At 58.6% G+C, this 24020-nt stretch carries 17 protein-coding genes; 6 read left to right on the top strand and 11 right to left on the bottom strand.

The features are described from left to right. Positions 1-69 precede the first annotated feature (69 nt). Entirely contained in the window at positions 70-6459 is a 6390-nt protein-coding gene (locus NQZ67_RS14880) for an Ig-like domain-containing protein (RefSeq protein WP_257447154.1), read from the bottom strand. A gap of 281 nt (positions 6460-6740) precedes the next feature. Between NQZ67_RS14880 and NQZ67_RS14875 the strand changes: the two genes are divergently transcribed. From NQZ67_RS14875 to NQZ67_RS14865, 3 genes are read left to right on the top strand one after another with little or no spacing between them, the layout of a single operon-like run. Next, entirely contained in the window at positions 6741-7199 is a 459-nt protein-coding gene (locus NQZ67_RS14875) for a hypothetical protein (protein WP_257447152.1), read from the top strand. 1 nt (position 7200) lies between these two features. Then, complete coding sequence (locus NQZ67_RS14870; RefSeq protein ID WP_257447150.1) at positions 7201-7650, top strand: hypothetical protein; 450 nt, start codon at positions 7201-7203, stop codon at positions 7648-7650. Positions 7651-7667: 17 nt separating this feature from the next. Next, complete coding sequence (locus NQZ67_RS14865; RefSeq protein ID WP_257447148.1) at positions 7668-7862, top strand: hypothetical protein; 195 nt, start codon at positions 7668-7670, stop codon at positions 7860-7862. Between the two features lie 129 nt (positions 7863-7991). Here the strand turns inward: NQZ67_RS14865 and NQZ67_RS14860 are convergent, their stop codons facing one another. The 10 genes from NQZ67_RS14860 to NQZ67_RS14815 all read right to left on the bottom strand — a co-directional run bounded on the left by NQZ67_RS14860 (position 7992) and on the right by NQZ67_RS14815 (position 19726). After that, complete coding sequence (locus NQZ67_RS14860) at positions 7992-9188, bottom strand: anhydro-N-acetylmuramic acid kinase (protein ID WP_257447146.1); 1197 nt, start codon at positions 9186-9188, stop codon at positions 7992-7994. Positions 9189-9274: 86 nt separating this feature from the next. Then, a complete protein-coding gene (locus NQZ67_RS14855) occupies positions 9275-10192 on the bottom strand; it encodes an N-acetylglucosamine kinase (protein WP_257447144.1) in 918 nt (305 codons plus the stop codon). 521 nt (positions 10193-10713) lie between these two features. Then, positions 10714-11856, bottom strand: coding sequence for an exo-beta-N-acetylmuramidase NamZ family protein (locus tag NQZ67_RS14850; RefSeq protein WP_257447142.1), 1143 nt, complete (start codon positions 11854-11856; stop codon positions 10714-10716). Between the two features lie 228 nt (positions 11857-12084). After that, complete coding sequence (locus NQZ67_RS14845) at positions 12085-12789, bottom strand: PIG-L deacetylase family protein (RefSeq protein WP_257447140.1); 705 nt, start codon at positions 12787-12789, stop codon at positions 12085-12087. After that, on the bottom strand, positions 12789-13760 hold the full coding sequence (locus NQZ67_RS14840; protein ID WP_257447138.1) for a GNAT family N-acetyltransferase: 972 nt from the start codon (positions 13758-13760) through the stop codon (positions 12789-12791). The genes NQZ67_RS14845 and NQZ67_RS14840 overlap by 1 nt, the downstream gene beginning before the upstream one ends. Positions 13761-13871: 111 nt before the next feature. Beyond that, positions 13872-14732: a carbohydrate ABC transporter permease gene (locus NQZ67_RS14835; protein WP_257447136.1), complete on the bottom strand. Its 861-nt coding sequence runs from the start codon at positions 14730-14732 to the stop codon at positions 13872-13874. 18 nt (positions 14733-14750) lie between these two features. Continuing rightward, positions 14751-15653, bottom strand: coding sequence for a carbohydrate ABC transporter permease (locus NQZ67_RS14830; protein WP_257447134.1), 903 nt, complete (start codon positions 15651-15653; stop codon positions 14751-14753). 152 nt (positions 15654-15805) lie between these two features. Further along, positions 15806-17257 (bottom strand): ABC transporter substrate-binding protein, encoded by a 1452-nt coding sequence (locus NQZ67_RS14825; RefSeq protein ID WP_257447131.1) that lies wholly within the window; start codon positions 17255-17257, stop codon positions 15806-15808. A gap of 56 nt (positions 17258-17313) precedes the next feature. Next, complete coding sequence (gene murQ / locus NQZ67_RS14820) at positions 17314-18228, bottom strand: N-acetylmuramic acid 6-phosphate etherase (RefSeq protein WP_257447129.1); 915 nt, start codon at positions 18226-18228, stop codon at positions 17314-17316. A 634-nt stretch (positions 18229-18862) separates the two neighbouring features. Continuing rightward, complete coding sequence (locus NQZ67_RS14815; protein ID WP_257447127.1) at positions 18863-19726, bottom strand: MurR/RpiR family transcriptional regulator; 864 nt, start codon at positions 19724-19726, stop codon at positions 18863-18865. Positions 19727-19943: 217 nt separating this feature from the next. On the opposite strand from NQZ67_RS14815, the gene NQZ67_RS14810 reads away from it, so the two are divergent. The 3 genes from NQZ67_RS14810 (at position 19944) to NQZ67_RS30370 (ending at position 23359) form a co-directional block, all read left to right on the top strand. Further along, complete coding sequence (locus NQZ67_RS14810; protein WP_257447125.1) at positions 19944-21230, top strand: 6-phospho-beta-glucosidase; 1287 nt, start codon at positions 19944-19946, stop codon at positions 21228-21230. A 14-nt stretch (positions 21231-21244) separates the two neighbouring features. Then, a complete protein-coding gene (locus tag NQZ67_RS14805) occupies positions 21245-22246 on the top strand; it encodes an N-acetylglucosamine kinase (protein WP_257447124.1) in 1002 nt (333 codons plus the stop codon). A gap of 810 nt (positions 22247-23056) precedes the next feature. Further along, positions 23057-23359 (top strand): hypothetical protein, encoded by a 303-nt coding sequence (locus tag NQZ67_RS30370; RefSeq protein ID WP_306812883.1) that lies wholly within the window; start codon positions 23057-23059, stop codon positions 23357-23359. Positions 23360-24020 lie beyond the last annotated feature (661 nt).

The following is a 24020-nucleotide window of genomic DNA, read 5'->3' as shown; positions in this document are numbered from 1 at the left end:
TGTGAATATAAAATAGACAGAGACCATCACCGTAAGATAATGGCCTCTGTCCGAGGGTTTAAGGTTATGCTAGATTCCTAAGGCAGCCAACAGCTTGTAAATCATCGCGGCAGCTTCCCCTCTTGACGTGAATTGGCTCGCGCTGAAAGAGCCATCGTCGTAGCCATTAAGGATGCCCGCAGACAGAGCCTGATCGATCGACGGCTTCGCCCAGGCCGGAATGTCCGAGGCGTCTTTCCATTCCGGCGCTTTGTCCGTCAAGCCGACGACGCTGGTTGCGTAGAGGTTCAACGCTCTTGCCGTCATAACGGCAGCTTCCGCACGCGTCACCGTTCGGTCGCCCTTGAAGCTAGTCAGGCCGTCTTCCTCGTAACCGAGAATCAGGCCCGTTTGGGCCGCGGCCGCGACGTGCTGCTTCGCCCATGACGGAATATTCTCGTCATCCGAGAAGCCCGTGCCGCGGGAAGCTGCTTCAAGACCAAGAGCCGAGGTCAGCATCTTCGCGAATTCGAATCTCGTGACGAAGCCTTCCGGCCGGAAGCTTCCATCCGGGTATCCGGCTGCGACATTCATCCCCGCGAGGCGGAGAACGTAGCTTGCCGCCCAGTGCTTCGCCATATCCGTCATCGTGGCCGCTTCATAGGCAAAGACGGCAAATTTCGTAAAGTGATCGACATTCACGCGGACCGTTCCTTCTTCTTCATTGACGGTTCCGCCGATGAAGATCCAGCGCTTCTGGCTTTCATGGTAATAGTACACGGCCGGCTGACTACCTGATTTCAATTGCTTGGCATCGTAGACGAATGAAAGCACAAGCGGCTTGGAGAACCGGCTGCCCGCCGTACTGGACATTTCGAAAACCCGGCTGACGGCTTGCAGATCGCCGCTTGCAGGAACCTGGTCCGGCTCGACGACCGAGACGCTAATCGTTCCTTTCGTCGAGACGGCGCCTGCAGGAATATGAATCTTCACACCTTCTTCCAGCTCCAGTTGCCGGCTTTGTTCCGGACTTACATCCGTCTGCCGTTCCTTGCTTCCCGGTGTCGGCGCGGTGCCTCCACCCGCAGGAGGTCCCCCCGGCCCGGAGCCGCCATCAGGCACCCCGGTCTCGAGATCGTCTGTTGTTAGCGTCCCCGATACGTCAAAGCTGGTCAAGGCGTTATAAGTCGCCTGGATTCCATCCGTATACAGGCCGGCCTGAGCGGGTCTGTCTTCGAAAGGATCCTCCGCGTCGAAGATCAGTTTGTTATTCACCCAAACGTAGATTTTCCCCTTCGAACGGACAACCTTATAGAAGTTTTGCGAGCTGATCTCTTCCCGCACTACGAATGTAAAGGGACGATTCGATTCCGAAGGTACGCTCAGCTTCAGCTGCTTGGTTGTGACAGGGTTCTCGAAATCGGCGATATGATAATCGCCCCTTCCTTTATCTTGATACGAGAACGGTACGGCGTTCCATTCTTCCTTCCAGCTGTCGAGCTTGAAATCCGCCGAGTTCGAATCGGGAAGCTCGAAGAACCTGTTCATGTATTGGAACGGACCGTGGGTCCATAAAATCTTGGCCGACGAAATCTCCGCTTCTCCGCGCAGATCGTACACATACTCGCGCTGGCCGCCCTCCTCGTAGTTGATGTGTCCGTAGATTGTATCTCTCGCCGCGGAAGCTGCTTCGATAGTCTCCTCCCGGCCGTTTACGACCTTGCGCAGCTCGAATTGTTTGGTCTCGTAATTCGTAACGGCGGCCACGTAATTCCGATCATCGAAATACGCGAGAATAACGCCCGCTTCGCCCGATTCCGGCAAAGCTTCGGTATTCACATTGACCGAAAATTCATGCTCGAGCAACCGATCGCCTTTGGCCGTGAGCGCCTTCCCGGTCGCCGGAGACTGCAAGCCCTCTTCGGATACTGACCATGATTCGTCCCAACCGCCCATGTAAGTGCCATATTCGCTCCACCCGGTCGTCACCGTCACGTTATCCATTCGAACCTTCGCCTTGTTGCTGATCAAGCCGATTTGTCCTTTAGCCGCGATAGCATCATGCTCGAATACCGGCCGATCGTCGTTCAGCGTATAATGATCCAGCTCCGCAAACACCTTAGACCCGTTCTTATACACCTGAAGCGTATGATATTGCTCCCCAAAGTCCGCCGCGCGCGGGTCATCATGCAGGAAGGAGAACGTAGACGGCAAATCCGTTGCCGAGCTATCCGAAACTCCGTCAATGCGGGACTCGATGACAAGATTCCTCTCATCGCGGTCAATTAACAGATTCATATAATTGTCTTCATCCTGATGCCATACGACGATACCGGCCTGCCCCTCGTCTCCGAAATCGTTGTCGTCGAACCGAATGTTGGTCTCCATGTAGAAGTTTTCCGCTTCATACCCTTGCAGCAGCACCCGTTGCGAATCGCCAGGCGCGCCCAAGTACAACGCCCCGTTATCGATCGATACATCCGCCTGGGGGATTTCGTAATGCCCTAGGCTGGCTTCCGAATCGAAACGGTCCTGGAACGTCGGCGTCCAGGCATCCGGATGAAGACCCTCGGAATCATAGCCGGTCGGTCCATCGGCAACCATCTCCTGATCCCAGAAGTAAATGCGATCCTTCCCTTGCCCTTCGCTGCTGTTCCAGAATGCTTTATAGGTCACCCAAGTCTCGAACCCGTTCGGCCCTTTGATCACATTCGGCTGGGACGGCCCGACGATGTCGGATTCGACCGGATGACTTTTCGTATCATACAGACCGAAATCCAGATGGTAGAAATTGAGCGGAGCGCTGGTGTTCTTGCTGATCTCTACGGCGATTACGTTCTCCCCGGTCCGCAGCATGCCGGCGGGAACCTCTACCATACTGTAAGCCCGCTGCTGGCCGTCAAACGCGAGCAGCTCCTTGCCGTTCACATACAGCTTGCCGTTGCCCTGCAATCGGTAACGCAGAGCCGTTGTCTCCGGAACGGAATCCAGTTCGAAGGAACGTTTCGCCCACATGGCGGCCGGACCTTCCGGATGCGCCCAAATCTCGGCTCCCGTCCTTTTGCCGTCGTTATAGATGCTTGGAATTTTGGCCCGGTTCTCTTCCGGCCAGCCGAAGCCGCCCTCGCCGAACACCCAGCCTTCCTCATTGGAACCGGCGCCGTTCCATCCTGCTTGAGGCCTGGTAAAGGTGTATTGATACGGCTGACCGCCGTGCTCCGCCGTCGGCAAGATCACGCGGTATTTCAGGATCAACTCTTCGACATTGCGGGCGAGCAGCTTGCCTGGATATTTGGAATCGTTCGTGATTTCATTGTAATCGCCGGCCTGCGCGACCCCGGTTTCATAAAGACCCGTTTCCGGGAACATCTGATTGCCCACGTACAACATGTAATACTGGCCGTTATGGTAGTAGAGCTCCGCCCCTTCGAAATTGACGAAGTTAATATTAGCCCAGTGGCCCTTCTGCGTCGTCACGGTCTCGATCGCTTGGCCGCGTGCCGGATTGCCCCTTTCATCGAAGAACGATTTCACGTTCCAAAGCCATGCGCCGGCGCGCCCCGGCTTAGCCGCCCCGGTATTCGGGTCCGCCTCGTCCGGATTCACCTTGCGCTGGAACACCAAATTTCCGTTATGCGCGATGAACAGCTGCGGATCGATTCCGAGGTCATACCTGTTCTCCCAGTAGGGATGACGGAAATCGGGCTTCGTGTTCATCGTACCCGGGTCGCCGTAGATTAACGAGGTTCCGTTGAACGTATAGAACATAGCCCCGTTATGGAAGAGCATATCCGAGGCTCCGTACTCGAAATAATTGGGATCTACCGGGGTTGTCGGGTAAGGACTCCAGATCATTTGATAAGGGCTTTCCCAATGAATCATGTCCTTCGAGCGATAGACGTACCCATTCGTGCCGGTTCCCATCGCATAGTAGTAGCCGTTATACTTCTCGATCGTTCCGTCGTAGAGAGTTGCCTTCTTGCCTAGGTCCGGTCCCGACTGGACGCGGAACAGATTATCTACTTCCTTGACCGCGAACGCATTGACCGTGACTTCGCTGCTCGCCGCAAAGCCTCCGTCTACGGTTGTCGCCGTAATGATCGCAACGCCTGGTCTTTCGGCCGTCACCCAGCCGCTCGCATCGACCGTTGCCACGGAAGAATCGGACGACGACCATGTGATGTTAAGATTGGATGCGTTACTAGGCTTGATTGTCGCCGACAACAGATGTGTACTGTTCATAGCCAACGTGATTTTCGGGTGGTTCAGAGAGATCTCCCGGACCGGTATGCTCCTGACTGTGACATTCACGGAAGCAGCATGACTCCCATCATCCGTCGTAACGGTGATCGTTGCCGTTCCCGCTTGAAGCGCCGTAATGACACCCGATTCGTTAACCGTTGCGACGGACGTAACATCGGAAGACCAGCTTACCTTCTGATTCGTCGCATTCGCCGGCGTGAACGCCGGCTTCAGGACCTGCGTCGCTCCCACCAGCATATCCACGTTCGCAGGCGCGAGGCTAACCCCTGACACCGGGATATTCGAGACGGTCACGTTGCTCGCAGCCGAATAGTTCCCATCGACAGTCCTCACGGTGATGATCGCCGTCCCTTCCTCTAATCCTTGTACGACCGCCTTCAGGCCGCCGCTCGGCGTAACCGCTGCGACGGACTCATCGCTGGAGGACCAGACGACATCCTGATTCGTCGCATACCTCGGGAGAACCGTCGCAACAAGCTCCTGCTCGAGGCCCTTGCCCAGCGTGACCGCCGTCCGATCCAGGCTGACGCTTTCCGCATGAACCACGCCTATGACGGGCTGGACGGCAGCATTGTACAATCGAACGTCATCAATAAACCCGTGGAAATAAGCCCCTGTCTCCATCCCCTCGAAAGCATCCACGCTGAATCTTGCTCCGATCGCGCCCTCGTTAGCCGCAGCGGCGACTTGGTCGAAAGGCGTAGCCGCCTCTTCGGCCAAATGACCATCCAAGAACAGCTTGAAATCGCCGTTATTGAAAAATACCGCGACATGATGCCATTCTTCCGCGCCGGTCAATTCCGTGGACAGAGTCATTCGCCCGGCTTGAGGCGTGTTATTCGCAACTGCAGCCTCGAGCTTGCCTTCATTGATTTGAATCGCCAGTCCTGCCCCATTGCCCCCGCGCTCGAACAATACTTGTCTGGCGTTCAAGTCTTGAGGCTTGAACCACATGGCGGCGGTGAATTCGGCAAACTCGTCCCTTAGGAAAGAGACATTCGTCGTGTTGAGTTGAATGATGTCCGATGATCCATTAAGAGAAAAGGCGCCCCCGTCAACTCCGCCGCCCGGCAGCCAAGTGCCCAGAGCGGTTACGGAATGATGTGCATTTCCAGTGGAATCCTCCGCAACCTGCTTGTCGGCAAGCTGCAACGGCGCGTCCAGCTTATACCAAGCCTCCAAGTTCTCGAGAGGCATGGAGATCAGCTCCGGAAGTACGATGATTTCGCTGGAAGCCATAACCCCCCCATCCACCGACCTCGCGGTAACCGTCGCGCTCCCCGTTTTTTGGGCTGCAATGACCGCTTGCGCCGAATCGTTGCCGGAGACCGTCACTACGGATTCATTGCTCGAAGTCCAGATGACGTCGCGGTTCGTCGCGATGGCCGGCTGGAAGGAAGCTTCGAGCAGCGCCGTACCGCCGACCTTCGTGACCAAGCGCGTCTTATCCAGGCTGACCTCGGCCACTTCGATCGAAGGCGACATCGCCTTGTTATACACGCGCACGTTATCGATCATCCCGTTGAACCAGGCTCCCGTCTGATTGTTTCCTCCGAATGCATAGACCGCGTATTTGGCGCCGATCGCAGCTTCGTTCAGCGCCGCGCTCACCTGCCTATAAGGCGTGCTCGCGCTCGCAGTTTCCTCCCCGTCCAAGTACATGGTAAAGCTCCCATTGTCGAACGTAACCATCACGTGATGCCAGGAGGCGGTATCCGTGAAATCGACCGATAGAATGGTCCTTAAGCTAGCGCTGACAACAGCAGCCTCCAGCTTGTTCGCATTCAATTGAATCGCCAAGCCCGCCGCATTGCCTCCGCGTTCGAACAATACCTGCTGCGCTTGCGTATCGTTTGCTTTGAACCATAAAGACACGGAATGCTCCGTGAAGGCATCCTTCAGGTACGACCCCGTCGGGGCCGATCCCAAATTCAGCTGAATCAGATCGGTAACGCCGTTGAACGACAGGGCCCCGCCGTATACGCCGCCATCCGGCACCCACGTACCGATTGCGTCAACGGAATGATTATTGCTGCCGGAGGAGTCCTCTGCAACCCCCTTGCCAGCGACATCAAAAGGCGCGTCCAGCTTGTACCAGCCCATTAACCCTTCTTCCACGCTATTCTCCAAAGCATAGGCCTTGCCTCCGGGAATGGAGGCGCTTACAAGCGCCGCGATGAGGATGAACGTAAAAAGTTGCCGAAAGCTCCTGCTCATTTTGCTTCTCCCCCTTTGCTTCATTTACCTGTAAACCAAGCTCGATCCCCCTGATCGCTCATAAATGCTGCGGGGACGTTCCAGGAACGTCTCTTCCGCAGCGGCATGCTTATCACCACAAGAAAAGTAAGCGCTTTCCGAGGGATGTTTAGATTATAAACAATTGATCTTTCCCGGCCGCTCTAATATTATGACTTTCCACTCTAAATTTTTGACGCACTAACTAATCCCATGCTCGCAACGTTATAGGAAAAAAGGATACAAGTTGAGGAGGAATGGGGATGCGATACGGGCTCCGAACCATGCTGCTGATTGTTCTATTGATGGGCGGGATGGTTTCATCTGTATTTGCGGACTGGGCGGCAAGCTTCGTCGTGTATAACGGCGGGATGTACACGGTGACGGAGGAAGAGCTTCCTTCGGAGTCGATCGGAGATCGAATCGGCCAGGTGACACATTATTCAGATGAGGAGGGAACCTATTCCGGAAACTTCTCGAACCGATTCCCGGAAGGCACGCCGTATTATGCCATTCAGGATGGCCTCGAGCGGGATCGGATCGCGGTGAAAACGGAGGACGGCACGTTCGTGGCGGCGGTTTATTCGGGTCCTTACGGCGCTTCTGTCAGCAAATGGGCCACGGCGCCTATCTGGATCGGCGTTTCCGCCGTTGTGGCGGGAGTAGCGGTCGCCGTATGGAGACTGATTTCCGCAAGATCGGGACGGAAAGAGGGCGTCTGACATGCGAATGTTCGCCCGCAAAATGATTAGCGCTTACGGAGCGACCGCCGCTATGGCCTTCTTTATGGCCTATACGATGTCCGACGGCTATGGTGCGGGATCCGGGCTCTTGGCCGTAGTCGGCATTACCGCTCTTACGGCCTCGCCCGTCGTCTTTTTGTATGGCTCGGTTATATCCGTATTTTTCGAGCTGGCGACGAAACGAATTCCGAATCGCCCGGTCGGCCTCGTCATTTCCGGTCTAGGCCATGCTGGCTTTGGCGCTCTCTTCGCCTCTGCAGTCAACCTAACACCGTTTTTCAACCTGGCCTTTGCGGCAACCGCCCTCGCCTATTTCCTTATTGATCTGCTGCAGCAGCTGACGGAGGGAGGCCCGCATTGGGGAAAGGTTATTGCCGCCTTGCTGGCTTGGCCGATTGCCGCGGCAGCCGTCGTTATTCTGACTTATTAATCGGAGGATGGATTTGCATGGAAGGATTTATTGTCTACTCAGCTCTCTTATTAATGCCTCTATTCGCCGGTTCGTTCATGGGCGGTTTCATTACCATTCTGAAATGCTTGAAGAAAGACGAGCCGATCTCGGGCCCCGCTCTCTTAGCCAGCATCTCGTTCGCGCTCATGATGTGGACGCTTAGCGCCACGATTTTGTTGAGCGCGGAGTGACCTCCATTGCGCAATCACGCAAAAAAGCACTCGCATTGAAATAGCCGCTTATTGTTCGCCGCTATTTCTCGCGAGTGCTTTTCTATGGTTCGCCTTCTGTATATTCGGACTCGCCTCAGACATTATTCGTCAAGGCAGCGCCAGCTTGCCCATGACTGTCTGGCGGCTTGCGCCAGTTGCCGCGGGCACATTGTTGGGAATGCCTCGCAGGAAGTCGTTGCCGAGCACGGCGAAGATGACGGCCTCCTTGGCGTCGTCGGCAAGCCCAAGCTCGCCCGCGGTCAGCAGCTTCTGTTCCGGGAGCAGCTCCGCCAGCATCCGGAGCAGCGTCGCGTTATGCGCGCCGCCGCCGCTGACGATCACTTCGTCGACGCGGCAGCGCGGCATGACGAGATTCCGGCAAGCGTCCGCGATCGTATGCGCCGTGAAGGCGGTCGCGGTCGCCACGATATCGGCGGCAGCCAATCCGCGCTCCTGCGCGTGCGCCAGCAGCTCGGATGTGTAGGCGGCGCCGAACAGCTCGCGGCCGGTCGACTTCGGAGGCGATTGGCCGAAATAGGGATGCGCCAGCAGCTCGCCGAGCAATTCCTCGTCCGGCTGGCCCATCGCGGCCCAATCTCCGTTCGCGTCATAGCTTAGCTTGCCGCCGCTGAGCGTCTGGACGACTTGATCGATGATCATGTTGCCAGGCCCCGTATCGAACGCGAATAGATCGTCTAAGCCGGCATTCGGAGGAATAACCGTGCAGTTGCCGATGCCGCCGATGTTCTGCAGCAAGCGTCCTTTGGAGGGATGCCGGAACAGAATGAGATCGCCGTATGGCACGAGCGGGGCTCCTTGCCCGCCGACCGCCATATCGGCCGGACGGAAATCGCCGACCGTGAGTCTTCCCGTTTTTTTGGCGATGACGGTAAGATCCCCGATCTGCAGCGTCGATCGCACGAGGTACGGGTCGCTCGGCGATGACTCCGGCATATGCCAAATCGTCTGTCCATGCGAGCTGACGAAAGCAATGTCGTTCATGGAAAGACCTGCCTCCCCGATGGCTTCGATCGCGGCGTCCGCGAATCGCTCAGCCAGGAAGACATTCATCCCGCAAATGCGCGCCGCGTCTGAGGTTGACGGGTCGCACAGCGCTTTCAGCCGTTCGCGCAGCTCTTGCTCGTACGGACGGGAGTAATAGTGGAGGAGCTGCACCTTAGAGTCCAGTCCGCTCCCTTCGATGCGCACGACGGCGGCATCGACGCCATCAAGCGAGGTGCCCGACATCAGCCCCACCGCATAAATATAGGGTTGATTCAGTTGATTCATTATCGCATGAAACATCGTTTCCAGCCTCCCTGTACGAAGCAAGCCGACCGTTTATTCTGCCGGCATTCTTATTCTTTCTTGCCTCTGCGCGTAAGACCGCGCTATGGATGAAGCTTCTCCAGCGCAAGCAGCACAGCGCCGTACGACGCGTCGCGCCGCGGCTCGATGCAGCGCAGAAGCGGCTGGCGCCAGCCCATGCGCTCCACGAACGTCTCGCGCATAAGCCGGCTTTTCGTCAGCACGCTGCCGAGCAAAGCCAGCTCGCCGTCCTTCAGCCCTAGGCGGCTTACGACCGCCGACGCCGTCAGCGCCAGCGCATCGGCATTGTCCCGCACGATGCGAAGCGCCGCGAGATCGCCCGTTTCGCACGCTTTGAACACGAGCGGCGCGAGGGCAGCGATATCTTTTTTGCCGCGGTCCTTGTCGTAGACAAAGCCAATAAGCTCCGGGATCGAGCTGATGCCGAGCTGCTCGAAAGCAAGCTCCGTCAAGACCGTCGGCTCCTCCCGTCCGTCGGCCGCCCGCACGACGGCGGACAGCAAGTCGCGTCCCAGGCTGTAGCCGCTGCCCCCATCGTCGATCAGATGCCCGAACCCCCCCGCGCGATGGGTTTCTCCGCTGCCGTTCCGGCCGTAGGCGATGGAGCCCGTTCCCGCGATGAGAATCGCCCCCGGCCGTCCTTCAAGCGCTCCGCTCAGCGCGGTGACGTGATCGCCTACAAGCACGAGCTCGCCCGCATAGCCGTTCTCTCTTAAGCCCGCGGTAAGCAGACCGCTTACGGCCGGATTGCTGATGCCGGCCGCTCCGACGCATAAGGCGGCGCAGCCTTCGATGCCGCCTGGGCTCACCTGCCCTATCTGGCTGCATATGTCCGCGAGCGCCTGCCGTACACTACTCTCAGGTTGACCGTTCAAGTTAATCGGGCCGGCCTCGAACGCATGCAGCACCGCCCCGTTCTCATCCGCAACCGTCACCGCCGTTTTCGTGCCGCCCCCATCGAGCCCCGCGACCACTCTCATCTCATTCACACTCCGAATCTATGTCGTCTTCGCCGAACCGCATGCTCAGGGTAACGGCGATTAGTTTTTTGCCGCTGGCCAGCCTTCCCCGCGATAGCAGCGGTCAGCTCTTTGCGCTTGCCTGCCTGCGATTCCCGCCTCCGCTGTCTGCTCTTGAAAATAGCGGAAATAGTACCGCTATTTCGATACGATTCATGGTTATCTCATACAATAGCGGCGATTCTACCGCTATTTCCTCACCAATCGTTCGAAAAGGGAGGGCCCGGAAAAAATAACTCCAATTTCGCCGCTATTCCGTCCAACCTGGGTGCAGCTTGAACAAATAACGCCGTTTTTGCCGCTATTACCACGAGCCACGGGCCACGAGCCATGAGCCGCGCCCCGTCGACACGAGCCCCGGCCAGCGACACACACTCCGCCCATCACTGCCCACGACCCGCGCTCACGCCTTCGCCATGCAGTCCTCGCACAACGCACGGCACGACACGGCTCGGCAAGGAGGGTACGTACATCAGCCCTGCCTAATACAAATGAAACGCCCGCTTCCGCTCCGCGAACGTGCGGCTCTCCTCGCGGAAGGCCTCCAGCAGCGCGGGCACGTCGACCGGCTCGTCGCGGTAGACGCTGTCCCCGCCCAGCAGGTCGATGAACGGCCGGCCGTTCTCGCGCACCGGCGGGAGGAACGCAAACGCTTCGCCGAACAGCCGCTTCACAGTGAACAGCAGCGCTACGCCAAGCTCCACCGGGCGCAGCGCTCGTTCATCCAGCACGTGGACGTAGACGCCGCGGCACAGCTCGCCCTCGTGCTTCGAGAACGTCGGCTTGAAGTATGCGGGGCGGAAAAAAGCGCCCGGCAGCTTCTTCGCGTTCATCTCCCGCGCGAGCAGCTCCGCGTCGACGAACGGCGCGCCGATGAGCTCGAACGGCGCCGTCGTGCCGCGTCCTTCCGACAGGTTCGTGCCCTCGAACAGGCACGTGCCCGGATAGAGCAGCGCCGTATGGAAGCGCGGAATGCCCATGGACGGCGGGATCCAGGCGCGACCCAGCTCCGCGAACGTCATCTCGCGCGACCAGCCGTCGCAAGGCACGACATACAGCTCCGCGCCCCAGCCCTGCTCGGCGTTCGCCATTGTCGCGACTTCGCCGGCCGTCAATCCGTAGCGCACCGCAAGCGAATAGTTGCCGACGAAGGAAGCGAAGCTCTCCTTCAGCACGTTGCCCTCGACCGTCGCTCCGTCCAGCGGGTTCACTCGATCCAGCACGACGAACGGCTTGCCCGCCTTCGCGCAGTCCTCCAGCGCATACAGCATCGTATAAATAAACGTGTAGTACCGCGTCCCGACATCCTGGATATCATAGACGACCATATCGACGGCGTCCAGCATCTCCGGCGTCAGCCGCTTCGAGTCCTTCCGGTACAGACTGTACACCGGCACGCCCGTCGCCGGATCCACGTACGTATCCACCAGCGCGCCCGCCGCCAGATCGCCTCTGACGCCATGCTCGGGCGAGAACATCGCCGCGAGCTCGAAACGCTCGTGCAAAATATCGATCGTCGAGCGGAAATCCGCCGCCAGCCCCGTCGGCGCCGTGATAAGCCCCAGCCGCTTGCCCTTGAACAAGCCGGCATACGCCTCTATATTGTCAATGCCGTTCCGAATCATCCTATCCCTGCGCCTCCCCGAGCAACCATTCATCGCCCTTATACTTACAATGCGTGTTCAAAAAGTCCAGTTTTCAGCACCGAGAAGATCGGATGAAGCTAGGAAATGAGGAGCGGAGCGTAGTGGAAACTACGTGAGCACCGGAAGTTCCGGCTGAATTCGATATTCGACGTCGAGTAGGCTTCCTGATACGCTTCGTGATCAAAAGTGGACTTTTTGAACTACCTCTTACAGCTCCGACTGCCTCAGCTTCATGTTTTCCGGCGCCACCATGAACGTCTCCGCGTACTCCTTGCGCGCCTCGAGTCCTCTCACGCGAGCCAGCGACTTGTAATAATCCATATAGTTGAACGACTTGCTGCCCGTCACGAACCAATGCGTCGACAGCGCCTCGATCCACAGATCGAACGCCTGCTGGTCGAAATCGACGTACACGTACGGCACGTAGCCGACCGCGTCCTCCCAATTTTCCCCGTAATACAGCTTAGCGGCAAAATGAGCCGGCAGCTCCCGCTCGAACGTCGGAATCGCCGCGAAATACCGCGCGTCATTCACGATACGATGCGTTGTTGCGTGATCCTTGTGCATGCTATTGCAGTGATGCGTAATGATGATGTTCGGCTTCACGAGCCGAATGACGTCCGCGACGCGCATGCGGATGTCCTGATCGTCCGGCACTTCGCCGTCCTCATAGTCGAGCACGTACGCCTCGCCGCCCAGCATGCCGGCGAACGTGTGAGCCTCGCGCACCTTCTGCTCGCGGTACTCGTCTTTGTCCCGTCCCGCCGGCACGCCGCGTTCCCCAGCGGTCAGCGCGAGCGTCGCGATCTTGTCGCCTTTCAGGTAGTGGCTGGCCATCACGCCTCCCGCCACAAGCTCCATATCACCCACATGGGCGCCGATGCCCAGAATCGTAACCGGTTGTCTCTCCATTATGCCGTAAGCTCCTTCCTCATGATCGCGAATGTTTTGACCGTCCGAAAGCCTGCCTTCTCATAGATCCGAATCGCCGGATTGTTGCTCCCCGTGTACAGCGACATATAATCCGTCCCGATGCTCTGGAACGCCTCGCACAAGCGGAAGAACAAGCTCGACCCGAGCCCGTGCCCCTCATGCTCGCTCCGCACGCCAATCCCGGCAAAATACCCCCTGCCGTTCGGCTGCCGTACGACCGGCCCCGCGAACCCGACGGCTTCGCCGTTCAAGGCCGCGATAACGACGGGCGTCCCGTCCTCGAAGCTCCGGCCGATCTCCCGCTGCCACAGCGGGTTGCCGAGCGCCTCCAGCATGCCGGACACGCCTCTATGCTTCGCGGGATTCAGCAGCTCCACCGTGTAGCCCTGCGCCTCCGCCAGCTCCTCCTTCACCAGAATGCTGCCCGGCACGTAGAACCCGCCCAGCTTCAGATACATCGCGCATTGCGTCGCCCGCTCCGCATACCCCTGCTGCAGCAGAAAGCCGTGCAGCGCGCTGCCAATCGGCACCCCGGGCGCATTGTTATGCTCGTGACGGTCCGTATCCGGGATATACCACGGCAGCTGCATCGGGTTGAAAAACAGCACATCCGCCTGCCGCTTTCCCAGCTCCGCGAACCGTTGCTCCAAAGCGCCAAGCAGGGCGGCGTACCGTACTTCGCTCGCATGCCGCGACTCAAGCACGATGCAAGTGATGTAGCCGGCAACGTCTCCCAGCGGCAGGTCGTCCCCCGCGCAGCCGCACGCGAACCCGACGACGCTTCCCTCCTCCAGCCAGACGAACGCGCATTCCCGGTCGAAGTAAGCGTTATCCAAAAACACCCGAGAGAAGCTCGTCTCGTCCATTTCCTTGTAGCCGTCCTTCACCGCTTCCTTATTCCACAAAGCGATAGTCTCCGTCTTGTAACGATCTTCCCACACTGTCAGCATCCGGCTTCCTCCCCCGATCTTCGCCAAAAAAGAAACCTCCCTCCGCTCCGGTCCCCCGAAAACGGTCGGCCGCAGCTAGAGGGAGGTTGTTTCCTCGTTATGAAGCTAAAGTTACCCCTTCACCGCGCCGACCGTTACGCCCTCGAGGAAGTAACGCTGCAGGCTGAAGAACAGGATGAACATCGGCACCGCCGAGATCGTCGCGCCCGCCATCATCGGAGCGAAGTACGTCGTGTTGGCGAAGCGGAAGTTTTTGAGCCCGACCTGGATCGTCTGCATATCCATCGTGTTCGTCACGAGGAACGGCCAGAAGAACGTATTCCACGTATCCATGAACGTCAGGATCGCCATGACGGCCATAACCGTCTTCGACAGAGGCATAATGATCGTGAACAAAATTTTGCCTTGGCTCGCCCCTTCGACCTTGGCGCTCTCCAGGATTTCGTTCGGGATGGAGCTCATGAACTGCTTGGCCAGGAAAATATTGTACACTGTAACGATCGACGGCAGGATTAAAGCGCTGTACGTATTCTGGATTTCGAAAATGTTGACGATCAGAATGTACAGAGGCACCTGCGTCACCTGGTACGGAATCATCATCGCCGCCAGCAGCACGGCGAACAGAATGCCGCGCCCCTTGAACCGGATCTTCGAGAAGGCGTAGCCCGCCATCGTCGCGAACACGACGTTCGATACCATGACGACCGACGCTACAACTAGCGAGTTCCACAGCCAGCGGTATGAATATTCGCTGAACTCGAAGAAGAACTTGTAGGATTCCAACGAGATCTTGCCGGGCCAGATCGAATAGCTGACCGCGCCCGCCTCGATCGGATCGCCGAAGGAGGACATGATCATGAAGTAGATCGGGAACAAAGTCGCCAGAGCGAATAGCAGAAGGAAGACAACGATGATCGCGTTTCGCGTGTACCGAAGTCCGCGATTTCCTAAGTGTTTATTAAACAAGCCCACGTGTAGTCCCTCCTTCTACTAGTATTCGACGTCTTTGCCGAGGAACTTGAATTGAATAAACGCGATGATGCCGATGATAAGAGCCAGCACAAGCGATTGAGCCGCGGCCGCGCCGAACTCGAAATATTTGAACGCCGTATCGAAAATAAGAAGGCCGACCATCGTCGTGGAGTGGTCCGGACCGCCGCCCGTCATCAGGTAAGCGTTCTGGAACACCTGGAACGAGCCGATAACGCCCGTTACGAGCAGGAACAGCGTCGTTGGCTTGAGGCAGGGAATGACGATATGCCACATCTTCTGCCAGAAGGAAGCTCCGTCGATGTCCGCGGCTTCGTAGTAGCTCTCGTCAATGCCGAGCAAGGCCGCGACGTAAATGATGATGCTCGTGCCGTGGCTGGACAGCCAGGACATGAAGACGAGCGAGAACATCGAAGTTTTGCTCGACCCCAGCCAGTTCTGGTTCTCGATGCCGAATACGGAGATCAATTGGTTCAGTATGCCGCCCTGCAGCGGATCGAAGATCCACAGCCATACGACCGACAGCGCGACGCCCGAGGCGACGGCCGGCAAGTAGTAGATGGCTTTGAAGGTCGTCTGAGCCCATTTTTTAAGCGGCATAATCATGATCGCGACCGCGAAGGATAGGATCAGGGCTACCGGTACCGTCAGCAGCGTATAAACGACGGTATTCCAGATCGCTTTCCCGAACAGCTCGCTCTTGAATGTGTCCGCGTAATTGTCCAATCCATTGAAAGTAGAGCCGAGTGGCTTATACTCCTGAAAGCTGATAATAAAGGCATTAATGACAGGATAAGCGGTAAACAGCGCGTATCCGCAAAGCGCGACCGCGATGAACGCGTATGCCCATGCGTTATCGCCCCGGTTCAAGCGATTCCTGGTGTTCGATGCCGTTCGTGCCATCGTGCAGCACTCCTTTCCTTACCGCATGCTTCTCCGAAAACATAGATCGGATAGCCCCCCCTATCAGGAGGCGGCTATCCGAGCGTTAACCTGCGTTCGCTTAATCGTCGCGCATCCTCGTCATGCTTCGAACAACATGTTGTTTATCTTGTTTATTGAACAACGCCGTCCGCGCCGAACGTATCGACAGCCGCTTTCTTGACGTCTTCGAACATTTGCTCCGGCGTGATCTCCCCCGCCAGCAGCGCTTGAAGCTTCGGAATGATGACCTCGTTCTCGATCTTGATCGCTTCCGATCCAAGATCCGACGGGATTTCGCGCATGGCCGGCGCTTGGCTCAGCAATACCGCGGAAGCCGCCTGATTGTCCGGATCGAGCGCCACTTCCATGCCTTCGGACGCTTTGCGCGCGCTCTCCGTAATATGCGACAACGCAATTTCGTTATTCGTCGTCGCCGCTACGCTGCCGCTCGCCAGGAAGTAAGCCGCTTTGGCCACGTTAGCCGCATGCTCCGCCGTCGGTTCTTTCTTGCCGCGGAATGCGACATATCCGTCGACAACCGCATGGGATACCGCGGGCTCTCCCGCGAAGGATGGCATCGGCAGCACGACGTAGTCGACCGGAATGCTGTCCGCAACGGCGCTGCCGTCGTTCGCCTTCAGCTTCTCGTTGTTCAGCTTAGCCGAATTTTCGAAGCCCGCCAAGCCTTTGCCCGTAATCATCGTCTGGCCCGTCAGGAACATGTTCCAGCGTTTGCCCGCATCGATCGAGCTTGCTTCCTTCGGCATCGAGCCGTCGTCGATGATTTGACGAATCGCTTGCAGGACCGTCAGGTATTTCTGATCCGTGTACGCATATTTCAGGTCTTCGGTGAACGGATAAGGCATGCCCGCGCCTTTGACCAGAATGCCAAGATAGTCTTTGGAGGCTACGCCCGAAGTCGCGAACACGAAGCCGTAACGTTTGGTCGTGTCGCCTTCCTTCACGACGCCGCTCTTGATCGCTTCGCGGAACTCGTCGTACGTCCAGCCCTCTTGCTGCACTTTCTTCCAGTCTACGCCAGCTTCCTCCAGAAACTGCTTGTTGCCGCCGATGGAGTGGACGGCCAGGTAAGCAGGCAGACCGTATTGCGCATCTCCTCTGGCCATGTAGCCGAGCGGCACTTCATCGAAATCGGACACCATCTCCGGAGTCAGATGAGGCTTCAAGTCCATCAGCATGCCCAGCGGCTCGTATTTCGCGACGCTCTCGGAGTTAATGAAAGCAAGGTCCGGAGGGCTGCCCGCGTTCACTTGCGTGTCGAGCTTCTGCGTCATGTCCTCCCAGCTTGCCGGTTCGATCTTGAGCGTGAGGTTCGGGTACAGCTTGTTGAAATCGGCGGCCATCTGCTCGAAGTTGGCTTGGTAGTTCGCCGAAACCGGAGGCAGCAGAGCCGTAATGGTATCCTTCGCCGCAGGCGCTTCGCTGGATGCGGAAGGGTTAGAGCTAGGAGCGTTGCTTGGATCCGCGTTGCCGTTATTCCCGTTGCCGGAACATGCGGATAATGCGCCTACGGATAACATGAGTGCCAAAACAGTTGAAGCAAATTTTGTTTTTCTTTTCATTGCCAAGATCCTCCCTTAATTATAAATTCTATATACCCACATCCCACCAAGCAACCTTACATGACTTTGGTGCAAACGCGAATAGCCCTCTTCAGACTGCCGCCGCATTCCCGCAGCACCTTCGCCGCCGCCTCGGCATCCAGCCCCGACTTGATCATCATGATCGCGAGCTTGCAATCCAGGGATGCTTTCTCTAAGATGTCCTTCGCCGTCTGGTGGTCTACGCCCGTCGTTGTTCTAATCATGCGAAGCGCCCGGTCGTAGAGCTTCTTGTTGCTCGCCTTCATGTCGACCATTAAATTGTTGTACGTCTTGCCCAGCTTCACCATCGTGCCCGTCGACAGCATGTTCAGCACGAGCTTCTGAGCCGTTCCCGCCTTCAGTCTCGTGGAGCCCGCGATCACCTCCGGTCCGACGACCGGCGCGATCGTAATGTCGCTCACTTCCTCCAGCTTCGTGCTCTTGTTGTTGACGACGCAGATCGTCGTCGCGCCAAGCTCTCTTGCCCTGCGCAGACCTTCAATGACAAATGCCGCGCTTCCGCTGGCCGATATCCCGATGACCGCATCCTTCGCCGTGACGCCGATGCGCTCCATCAGCGCTATGCCTTCTTCCCCGTCGTCCTCGCAGCCTTCCACCGCGACCCGCAGCGCCACGTCGCCTCCCGCGATATGGCCTTGAATCAGCAAAGGGTCCGTCCCGAAGGTCGGGGGACATTCCGAGGCGTCCAGCACGCCAAGCCTGCCTGACGTTCCGGCGCCGATATAATACATTCTTCCGCCGCCTGACAGCGTCCGATAAAGCGCTTCCACAGCTTCCGCTATGGCAGGCAGTTCAGCCGCTACCGCCGCCGGGACCGTCGCGTCTTCCTGATTGATGAGCGTCAGCATCTGCTCCGTCGTCAGTTCGTCGATCATGGCCGATCCGGCATTAATCCCCTCCGTCGTTAAACGTGCTAGATAGTCATTCATAGTGATTCCCCTTACGTGATCGTGGCATGGGTTCGTTCTCTGGAGCGCCTAGTGCCGCTGCCTTATAACGAGTAAACGTGTACTTCTTGTCAGCCCATCTGATCGTGTCATCTGATCTTGCTTTGCTTTACTTTGCTTCGCTGTTTGCGTCTTGCTTAGCTCTATATTAAACACTTTATTTCATGTTGGTCAATACATTTTGAAATAAATTTTTAACATGAAAATTATATTTGGCATTTTGTATCAGTATTTGTGTACTTTGCACAGACGGTGTCGAACGGCGCGAAGCCAGGCTGGGCGCGGGCTTTGAGTGTAAGCGCATTCAGAAATGCGAGGATTTCGCTTGCTCTTTTCATGGTGAATTTTAGTTGGGGTATTGCAGCGTGTCCGAATGGTTGACGAAAAATTTCAGGTTCGCGAAGTTCTGGACGGTAGCACGATTTTCTCGGCCTATTGCTCCCTCAGCCCGCCACTCCGCGCCGTTAGCGACACGTCGAATCGGTAACGCGTACTACGAGCCCCGCTTCGCCTCCATAACTTCCCCTGGCTCTGACTCGGGCAACTAAAAAAACAGGCATCCGCCTCCCCAATAGGGGCTGCGGATGCCTGTCTGGACGCGATTCCGGTTCGCGCGTTATTTCCTTCGCTTGTTCGCGATGATGCTGTGGCTCTTGGACAAATATTTCTTCACCTGCTGGTAATCGGCGCTCGCGACGCCGGCGAACAGCATGTCGATGATGGTAAGCATAGCGATGCGCGAGCCCATGGCTCCGCTGCGGATCGAAATTTCCGGCGTGGAGATGCTGAGCAGCGTGTCCGCCTTCTCCGACAGCTCGCTTTTGCTGTACTTCGTGATAGCGATGACATGCGCGCCGTTCTTCTTCGCCATATCCAGCGCGTCGAGAATTTCGAGCGTATCGCCGGAATTGGAGACGAAGATCGCGACGTCGTCTTTGGTCAGCAGCGTAGCTGCCGTCAGCTGGCTGTGGCCGTCGACGAACGCATGGCAAATTTTATTAATGCGCGTGAACTTCTGTTCCGCGTCCTGCGCGACGAGTCCCGAGGCGCCAATGCCGAAAAACATAATCCGATTGCTCGTCCGAAGCGCCTGCACGGCGCGTTCGACCGCCGACCGGTCGAGCACGCTGAGCGTATCCTCGATCGAGCGCATGTTGTTCCTTCCAATATTCGAAATAATCGTCATCAGCTCGTCACCCGGCTGAATATCCGTATATTGATCGCCCGATTCCTCGTCCATGGAGCCAAGCGACGCCGAGATGCTGACGATGAAGCTGCGATAACCGCCATACCCCATGGTTTTGCAGAAGCGCAGCACCGAAGCGTCGCTCGTTTTGCTAGCCTGCGCCAAGCTTTTAATAGAGAGATGCGGAATTTCTTCTTTATTGGATAGGATATATTCCGCGACCAACCGCTCGACAGGCGTCAGACTGTCCTTGCGTTCCCGGATTTTGATCAGCACGTTATCGTTAATCGCCATGTCCGCTCCCCGCCCGTTTCATATTTTCGCAACTAAATAGTATACGTAATAGACAAAAAATACAAGTAGAATCCCAGTTGAGTGCTTACACCCATTGTAAGCTACTGAAATATAATTTCATAGTGTTTTTATCATTATGAATAAAATATTTAAAATATTACTGTCGCATTTATTATTCCATGCTATACTCACGTTAAAACGGCAAAGGATGAGCGCAATGGACAAACGCATCAAAATCGCGATAATCGGCGCGGGCAGCACCTACACCCCCGAGCTGATGGAAGGAATCATCAAGCGGAAGGAGTCGATCCCGCTCGGCGAGCTGGCGCTGATGGACATCGACGGGAGAAAGCTTGATATCGTTGGCGGTCTATGTGAACGAATGGCTGAGGCGGCGGGCCTGGACTGTCCCGTCGTGAAAACGGATCAATTGGACGACGCCCTCCGCGGCGCCGACTTCGTGCTGTGCCAGATCCGCGTCGGCAAGCTGCCGGCCCGCGTTCTCGACGAGCAAATCCCGCTGAAATACGGAATGATCGGCCAGGAAACCTGCGGCATCGGGGGCTTCTTCAAGGCCATGCGCACGATCCCCGTCATGCTCGACCTGGCCCGCCGCATGGAGGAGCTGTGCCCGGACGCTTGGCTTATTAACTTTTCCAATCCGGCCGGCATCATTACCGAAGCGATCCTGAACCATTCGAACGTCAAGATGCTGGGACTCTGCAACGTGCCCTACAATATGTTCAAGAGCATTCGCGAGACGCTTTCCCTTCCCCAAGCGGACTTTACCTATATCGGCTTGAACCATCTCAGCTGGATTACCGGCATTGAGCAGAACGGCAAAGATTATTTGAAATCGGCGCTCGAGATGGGCCTGAACAGCGAAGCGATGAAGAACATTCCGTCCAGCGGCTTCGACAAGGAGCTCGTGCAGCTCGTGGGCGCCATCCCTTCTTCTTATTTGGAATATTATTATTTCAAAAATAAAAAGCTGAAGCTCCTCCAAGAAGCCGAGCTGTCCCGCGGCGAAACCTGCATGCGCATCGAAGAAGAGCTGCTCTCGATCTATTCGGACGCGGAGCTGCACGTGAAGCCGGAGCTTCTGGCCTCGCGCGGCGGCGCCAACTATTCCGAGGTGGCGATCAGCCTCGTCGACGCGATCTGGAACGACAAGCAGGAGAAGCATGTCGTCAACCTGCTGAATCATGGCGCGCTCCCGTTCATGGAGGACCAGGACGCCGTCGAGGTGACGGCCGTCATCGGCAAGGACGGCGCGAAGCCGGTTGCTGTTTCGGACGATTTTGACAACCGGCATATTATCGACTACATGCGCATGGTGAAGGCGTACGAACGCGAGACGGTCGCGGCCGCCGTGGAAGGAAGCACGGAAGCCGCGATGCGCGCGCTGATGATGAATCCGCTGGTCGGCGATTATCAGGCGGCATACGATTGTTTCCAGGAGATGAAGGAAGCGCACAAGGCGTATTTGCCACAATTCCAGTGAAGGGGCATGGCGTGATGAAAGGAAATTATGTCATCGGCGTAGACGGCGGCAACAGCAAAACGGACTATTATTTGTTTGACCTTAGCGGGGGCTTGGCCGACCATATTCGAGCTGGCACGTGCAGCCACGAGCAATTCCAGGATGGATATGCGAGCGCGTACCGCGTCATGAACGAGCAGATCACGCTGCTGCTTTCGAGAAACGGGCTGTCCATCAAGGACGCGGCGGCAGGCGCGTTCGGTCTCGCGGGGGCGGACGTTCCGTCTCAAAAGGCAAAGCTGAACGAGGTCGTCGAGCAAATCGGGTTCACGCGTTACGCCCTAGATAACGACTCCTTCCTGGGGATCAAAGCGGGCAGCGAGCGCGGCTACGGCATCTGCTCGATTAACGGCTCCGGCGTTTGCACCGGCGGCATCTCCCCGAGCGGCGCCCGGCTGCAGATCGGAGGCGTCGGCAGCGAGGTGTCCGGCGACGAAGGCGGCGGGTTCTACCTCGGAAGGCGCGTCATTCGCGCGATCTACGACGGCTTCTATCGGCTTGGGCCCGAGACGGTCATGACGGCGACTGTTATGGAGCTGCTCGGCGCTCCCGGCAAGGAGTCGTTCATGGAGTCGGCGCTGGAGGCGATGTGGGCGAGAACGCTGCCTTATACCGAGCTCGTGACGACGCTGCTGAAGTCCGCGGAGAACGGCGACGCCGTCGCGATGGGCATCGTCGACCATTCCGCGCGGCAGCTGGCATATTCGACGGTCGGCTGCTTGAGCCACCTGGACTTTGCGGACGACGAGCCCGTCGACATCGTCATGGCCGGCTCCGTCTGGGTGAAGGCGGCGTCGCCGGTCATGCGCGACCGCTACAAGCAGATCGTGAGCGAGCTCACGGGACGCAAGTGCCGCTTCATTCTGCTGCAGGAGCCGCCCGCCGCGGGCGCGGTGCTCTGGGCTCTGGAGCTGGCGCATGGCGGCGGCCCGCTTGACGCGGAGCTGCGGCGGAAGGTCATTGAGGCGGTGCAGTGAGACGCGCGCGGGTCTGAGTGGGAGTGTTGCCGCGCGGAAGCGGTCAGCCGCAGGTGACGAGCGCGATCGGCGTGACGAGTAAGGTTAACGTGAGAGAGAGTTCTACTGCGAATAAGCGCTCCTCCCCTAGCTAGCGACAGCGAAATAATAAGGCCGTCCTTGGAGGCGGCCTTTTCCTATGCGCGTAACCGCACGCAAGCGAGAAGACTGCCGCGGACGGGACGGGATTAACAGAAGTAAGTCCATATTTCCGCTAGTTATTTCAGTCAACGGAACAAGTATCCATTCTTTTCTCGCCCGACTGGACACCTGCCCAATCCGGCTCGTCAACGTGACATAAGCTATGAGGAGGAATGTGAGGTGAGTCGATCATGCAGAGAAAAAAGGACAACCAGCTTGGCCGCAAACGTCCGCTCAACGTATTAAAACATAGATGCGGATGCGGCTGTCATAAATCGGCGGAGCATCCGCCGCATTCCAAAAAGAAAAAGTGTGCCCGCAAATCGCCCTCTTGCCGCTGCAAACGCAGGATCATCGTATGCAAACGCGGCCCTCGAGGAGCGACCGGGCCGGCAGGGCCGCAAGGGGATCCGGGGGCCGCAGGTGCGGCGGGGGCTACTGGAGCGACGGGCGCCACGGGAGAACGCGGAGGAAGAGGGCCTGCTGGCGACGACGGCGCAAGAGGGCCGGCGGGGCCGCAAGGTGCCGATGGCGTGAGAGGGCCGGCGGGACCGCAAGGTGCCGATGGCGTGAGAGGGCCGGCGGGACCTCAAGGTGCCGATGGCGTGAGAGGGCCGGCGGGGCCGCAAGGTGCCGATGGCGCTGTCGGACCGCAAGGACCGGCGGGACCGCAGGGTGCCGATGGCGCTGTCGGACCGCAAGGGCCGGCGGGACCGCAAGGCGCCGATGGCGCTGTCGGACCGCAAGGACCGGCGGGGCCGCAAGGCGCCGATGGCGCTGTCGGACCGCAAGGACCAGCGGGGCCGCAAGGTGCCGATGGCGCTGTCGGACCGCAAGGGCTGGCGGGACCGCAAGGTGCCGATGGCGCTGTCGGACCGCAAGGGCCGGCGGGACCGCAAGGCGCGACAGGGCTGCCGGGTGCTGATGGGTTAGTTGGGCCGACGGGACCGCCAGGACCAACGGGTGCGGATGGCGCAGTTGGCGCGACGGGGCCCGCCGGGCCGACCGGAGCGGATGGCGCCGCTGGCGCGACGGGGCCCGCCGGGCCGACCGGAGCGGACGGCGCCGCTGGCGCGACGGGGCCCGCCGGGCCGACCGGAGCGGACGGCGCCGCTGGCGCGACGGGGCCCGCCGGGCCGACCGGAGCGGATGGCGCCGCTGGCGCGACGGGGCCCGCCGGGCCGACCGGAGCGAACGGCGCCGCTGGCGCGACGGGGCCCGCCGGGCCGACCGGAGCGGACGGCGCCGTTGGCGCGACGGGGCCCGCCGGGCCGACCGGAGCGGATGGCGCCGTTGGCGCGACGGGGCCCGCCGGGCCGACCGGAGCGGATGGCGCCGCTGGCGCGACGGGGCCCGCCGGGCCGACCGGAGCGGACGGCGCCGCTGGCGCGACGGGGCCCGCCGGGCCGACCGGAGCGGACGGCGCCGCTGGCGCGACGGGGCCCGCCGGGCCGACCGGAGCGGATGGCGCCGCTGGCGCGACGGGGCCCGCCGGGCCGACCGGAGCGGATGGCGCCGCTGGCGCGACGGGGCCCGCCGGGCCGACCGGAGCGGATGGCGCCGCTGGCGCGACGGGGCCCGCCGGGCCGACCGG

The organism is Paenibacillus soyae (assembly GCF_024623455.1).
GTDB lineage: Bacteria > Bacillota > Bacilli > Paenibacillales > Paenibacillaceae > Pristimantibacillus > Pristimantibacillus soyae.
This window is presented reverse-complemented; position numbering and strand designations above follow the sequence as displayed.

Coding starts and splice junctions, on each gene's coding strand:
- NQZ67_RS14815 (WP_257447127.1), bottom strand. CDS start 19,726: ATGGCGATTAACGATAACGTGCTGATCAAAATCCGGGAACGCAAGGAC.
- NQZ67_RS14825 (WP_257447131.1), bottom strand. CDS start 17,257: ATGAAAAGAAAAACAAAATTTGCTTCAACTGTTTTGGCACTCATGTTA.
- NQZ67_RS14880 (WP_257447154.1), bottom strand. CDS start 6,459: ATGAGCAGGAGCTTTCGGCAACTTTTTACGTTCATCCTCATCGCGGCG.
- NQZ67_RS14850 (WP_257447142.1), bottom strand. CDS start 11,856: ATGATTCGGAACGGCATTGACAATATAGAGGCGTATGCCGGCTTGTTC.
- NQZ67_RS14830 (WP_257447134.1), bottom strand. CDS start 15,653: ATGGCACGAACGGCATCGAACACCAGGAATCGCTTGAACCGGGGCGAT.
- murQ (WP_257447129.1), bottom strand. CDS start 18,228: ATGAATGACTATCTAGCACGTTTAACGACGGAGGGGATTAATGCCGGA.
- NQZ67_RS14875 (WP_257447152.1), top strand. CDS start 6,741: ATGCGATACGGGCTCCGAACCATGCTGCTGATTGTTCTATTGATGGGC.
- NQZ67_RS14855 (WP_257447144.1), bottom strand. CDS start 10,192: ATGAGAGTGGTCGCGGGGCTCGATGGGGGCGGCACGAAAACGGCGGTG.
- NQZ67_RS14865 (WP_257447148.1), top strand. CDS start 7,668: ATGGAAGGATTTATTGTCTACTCAGCTCTCTTATTAATGCCTCTATTC.
- NQZ67_RS14870 (WP_257447150.1), top strand. CDS start 7,201: ATGCGAATGTTCGCCCGCAAAATGATTAGCGCTTACGGAGCGACCGCC.
- NQZ67_RS14805 (WP_257447124.1), top strand. CDS start 21,245: ATGAAAGGAAATTATGTCATCGGCGTAGACGGCGGCAACAGCAAAACG.
- NQZ67_RS14845 (WP_257447140.1), bottom strand. CDS start 12,789: ATGGAGAGACAACCGGTTACGATTCTGGGCATCGGCGCCCATGTGGGT.
- NQZ67_RS14840 (WP_257447138.1), bottom strand. CDS start 13,760: ATGCTGACAGTGTGGGAAGATCGTTACAAGACGGAGACTATCGCTTTG.
- NQZ67_RS14810 (WP_257447125.1), top strand. CDS start 19,944: ATGGACAAACGCATCAAAATCGCGATAATCGGCGCGGGCAGCACCTAC.
- NQZ67_RS14860 (WP_257447146.1), bottom strand. CDS start 9,188: ATGTTTCATGCGATAATGAATCAACTGAATCAACCCTATATTTATGCG.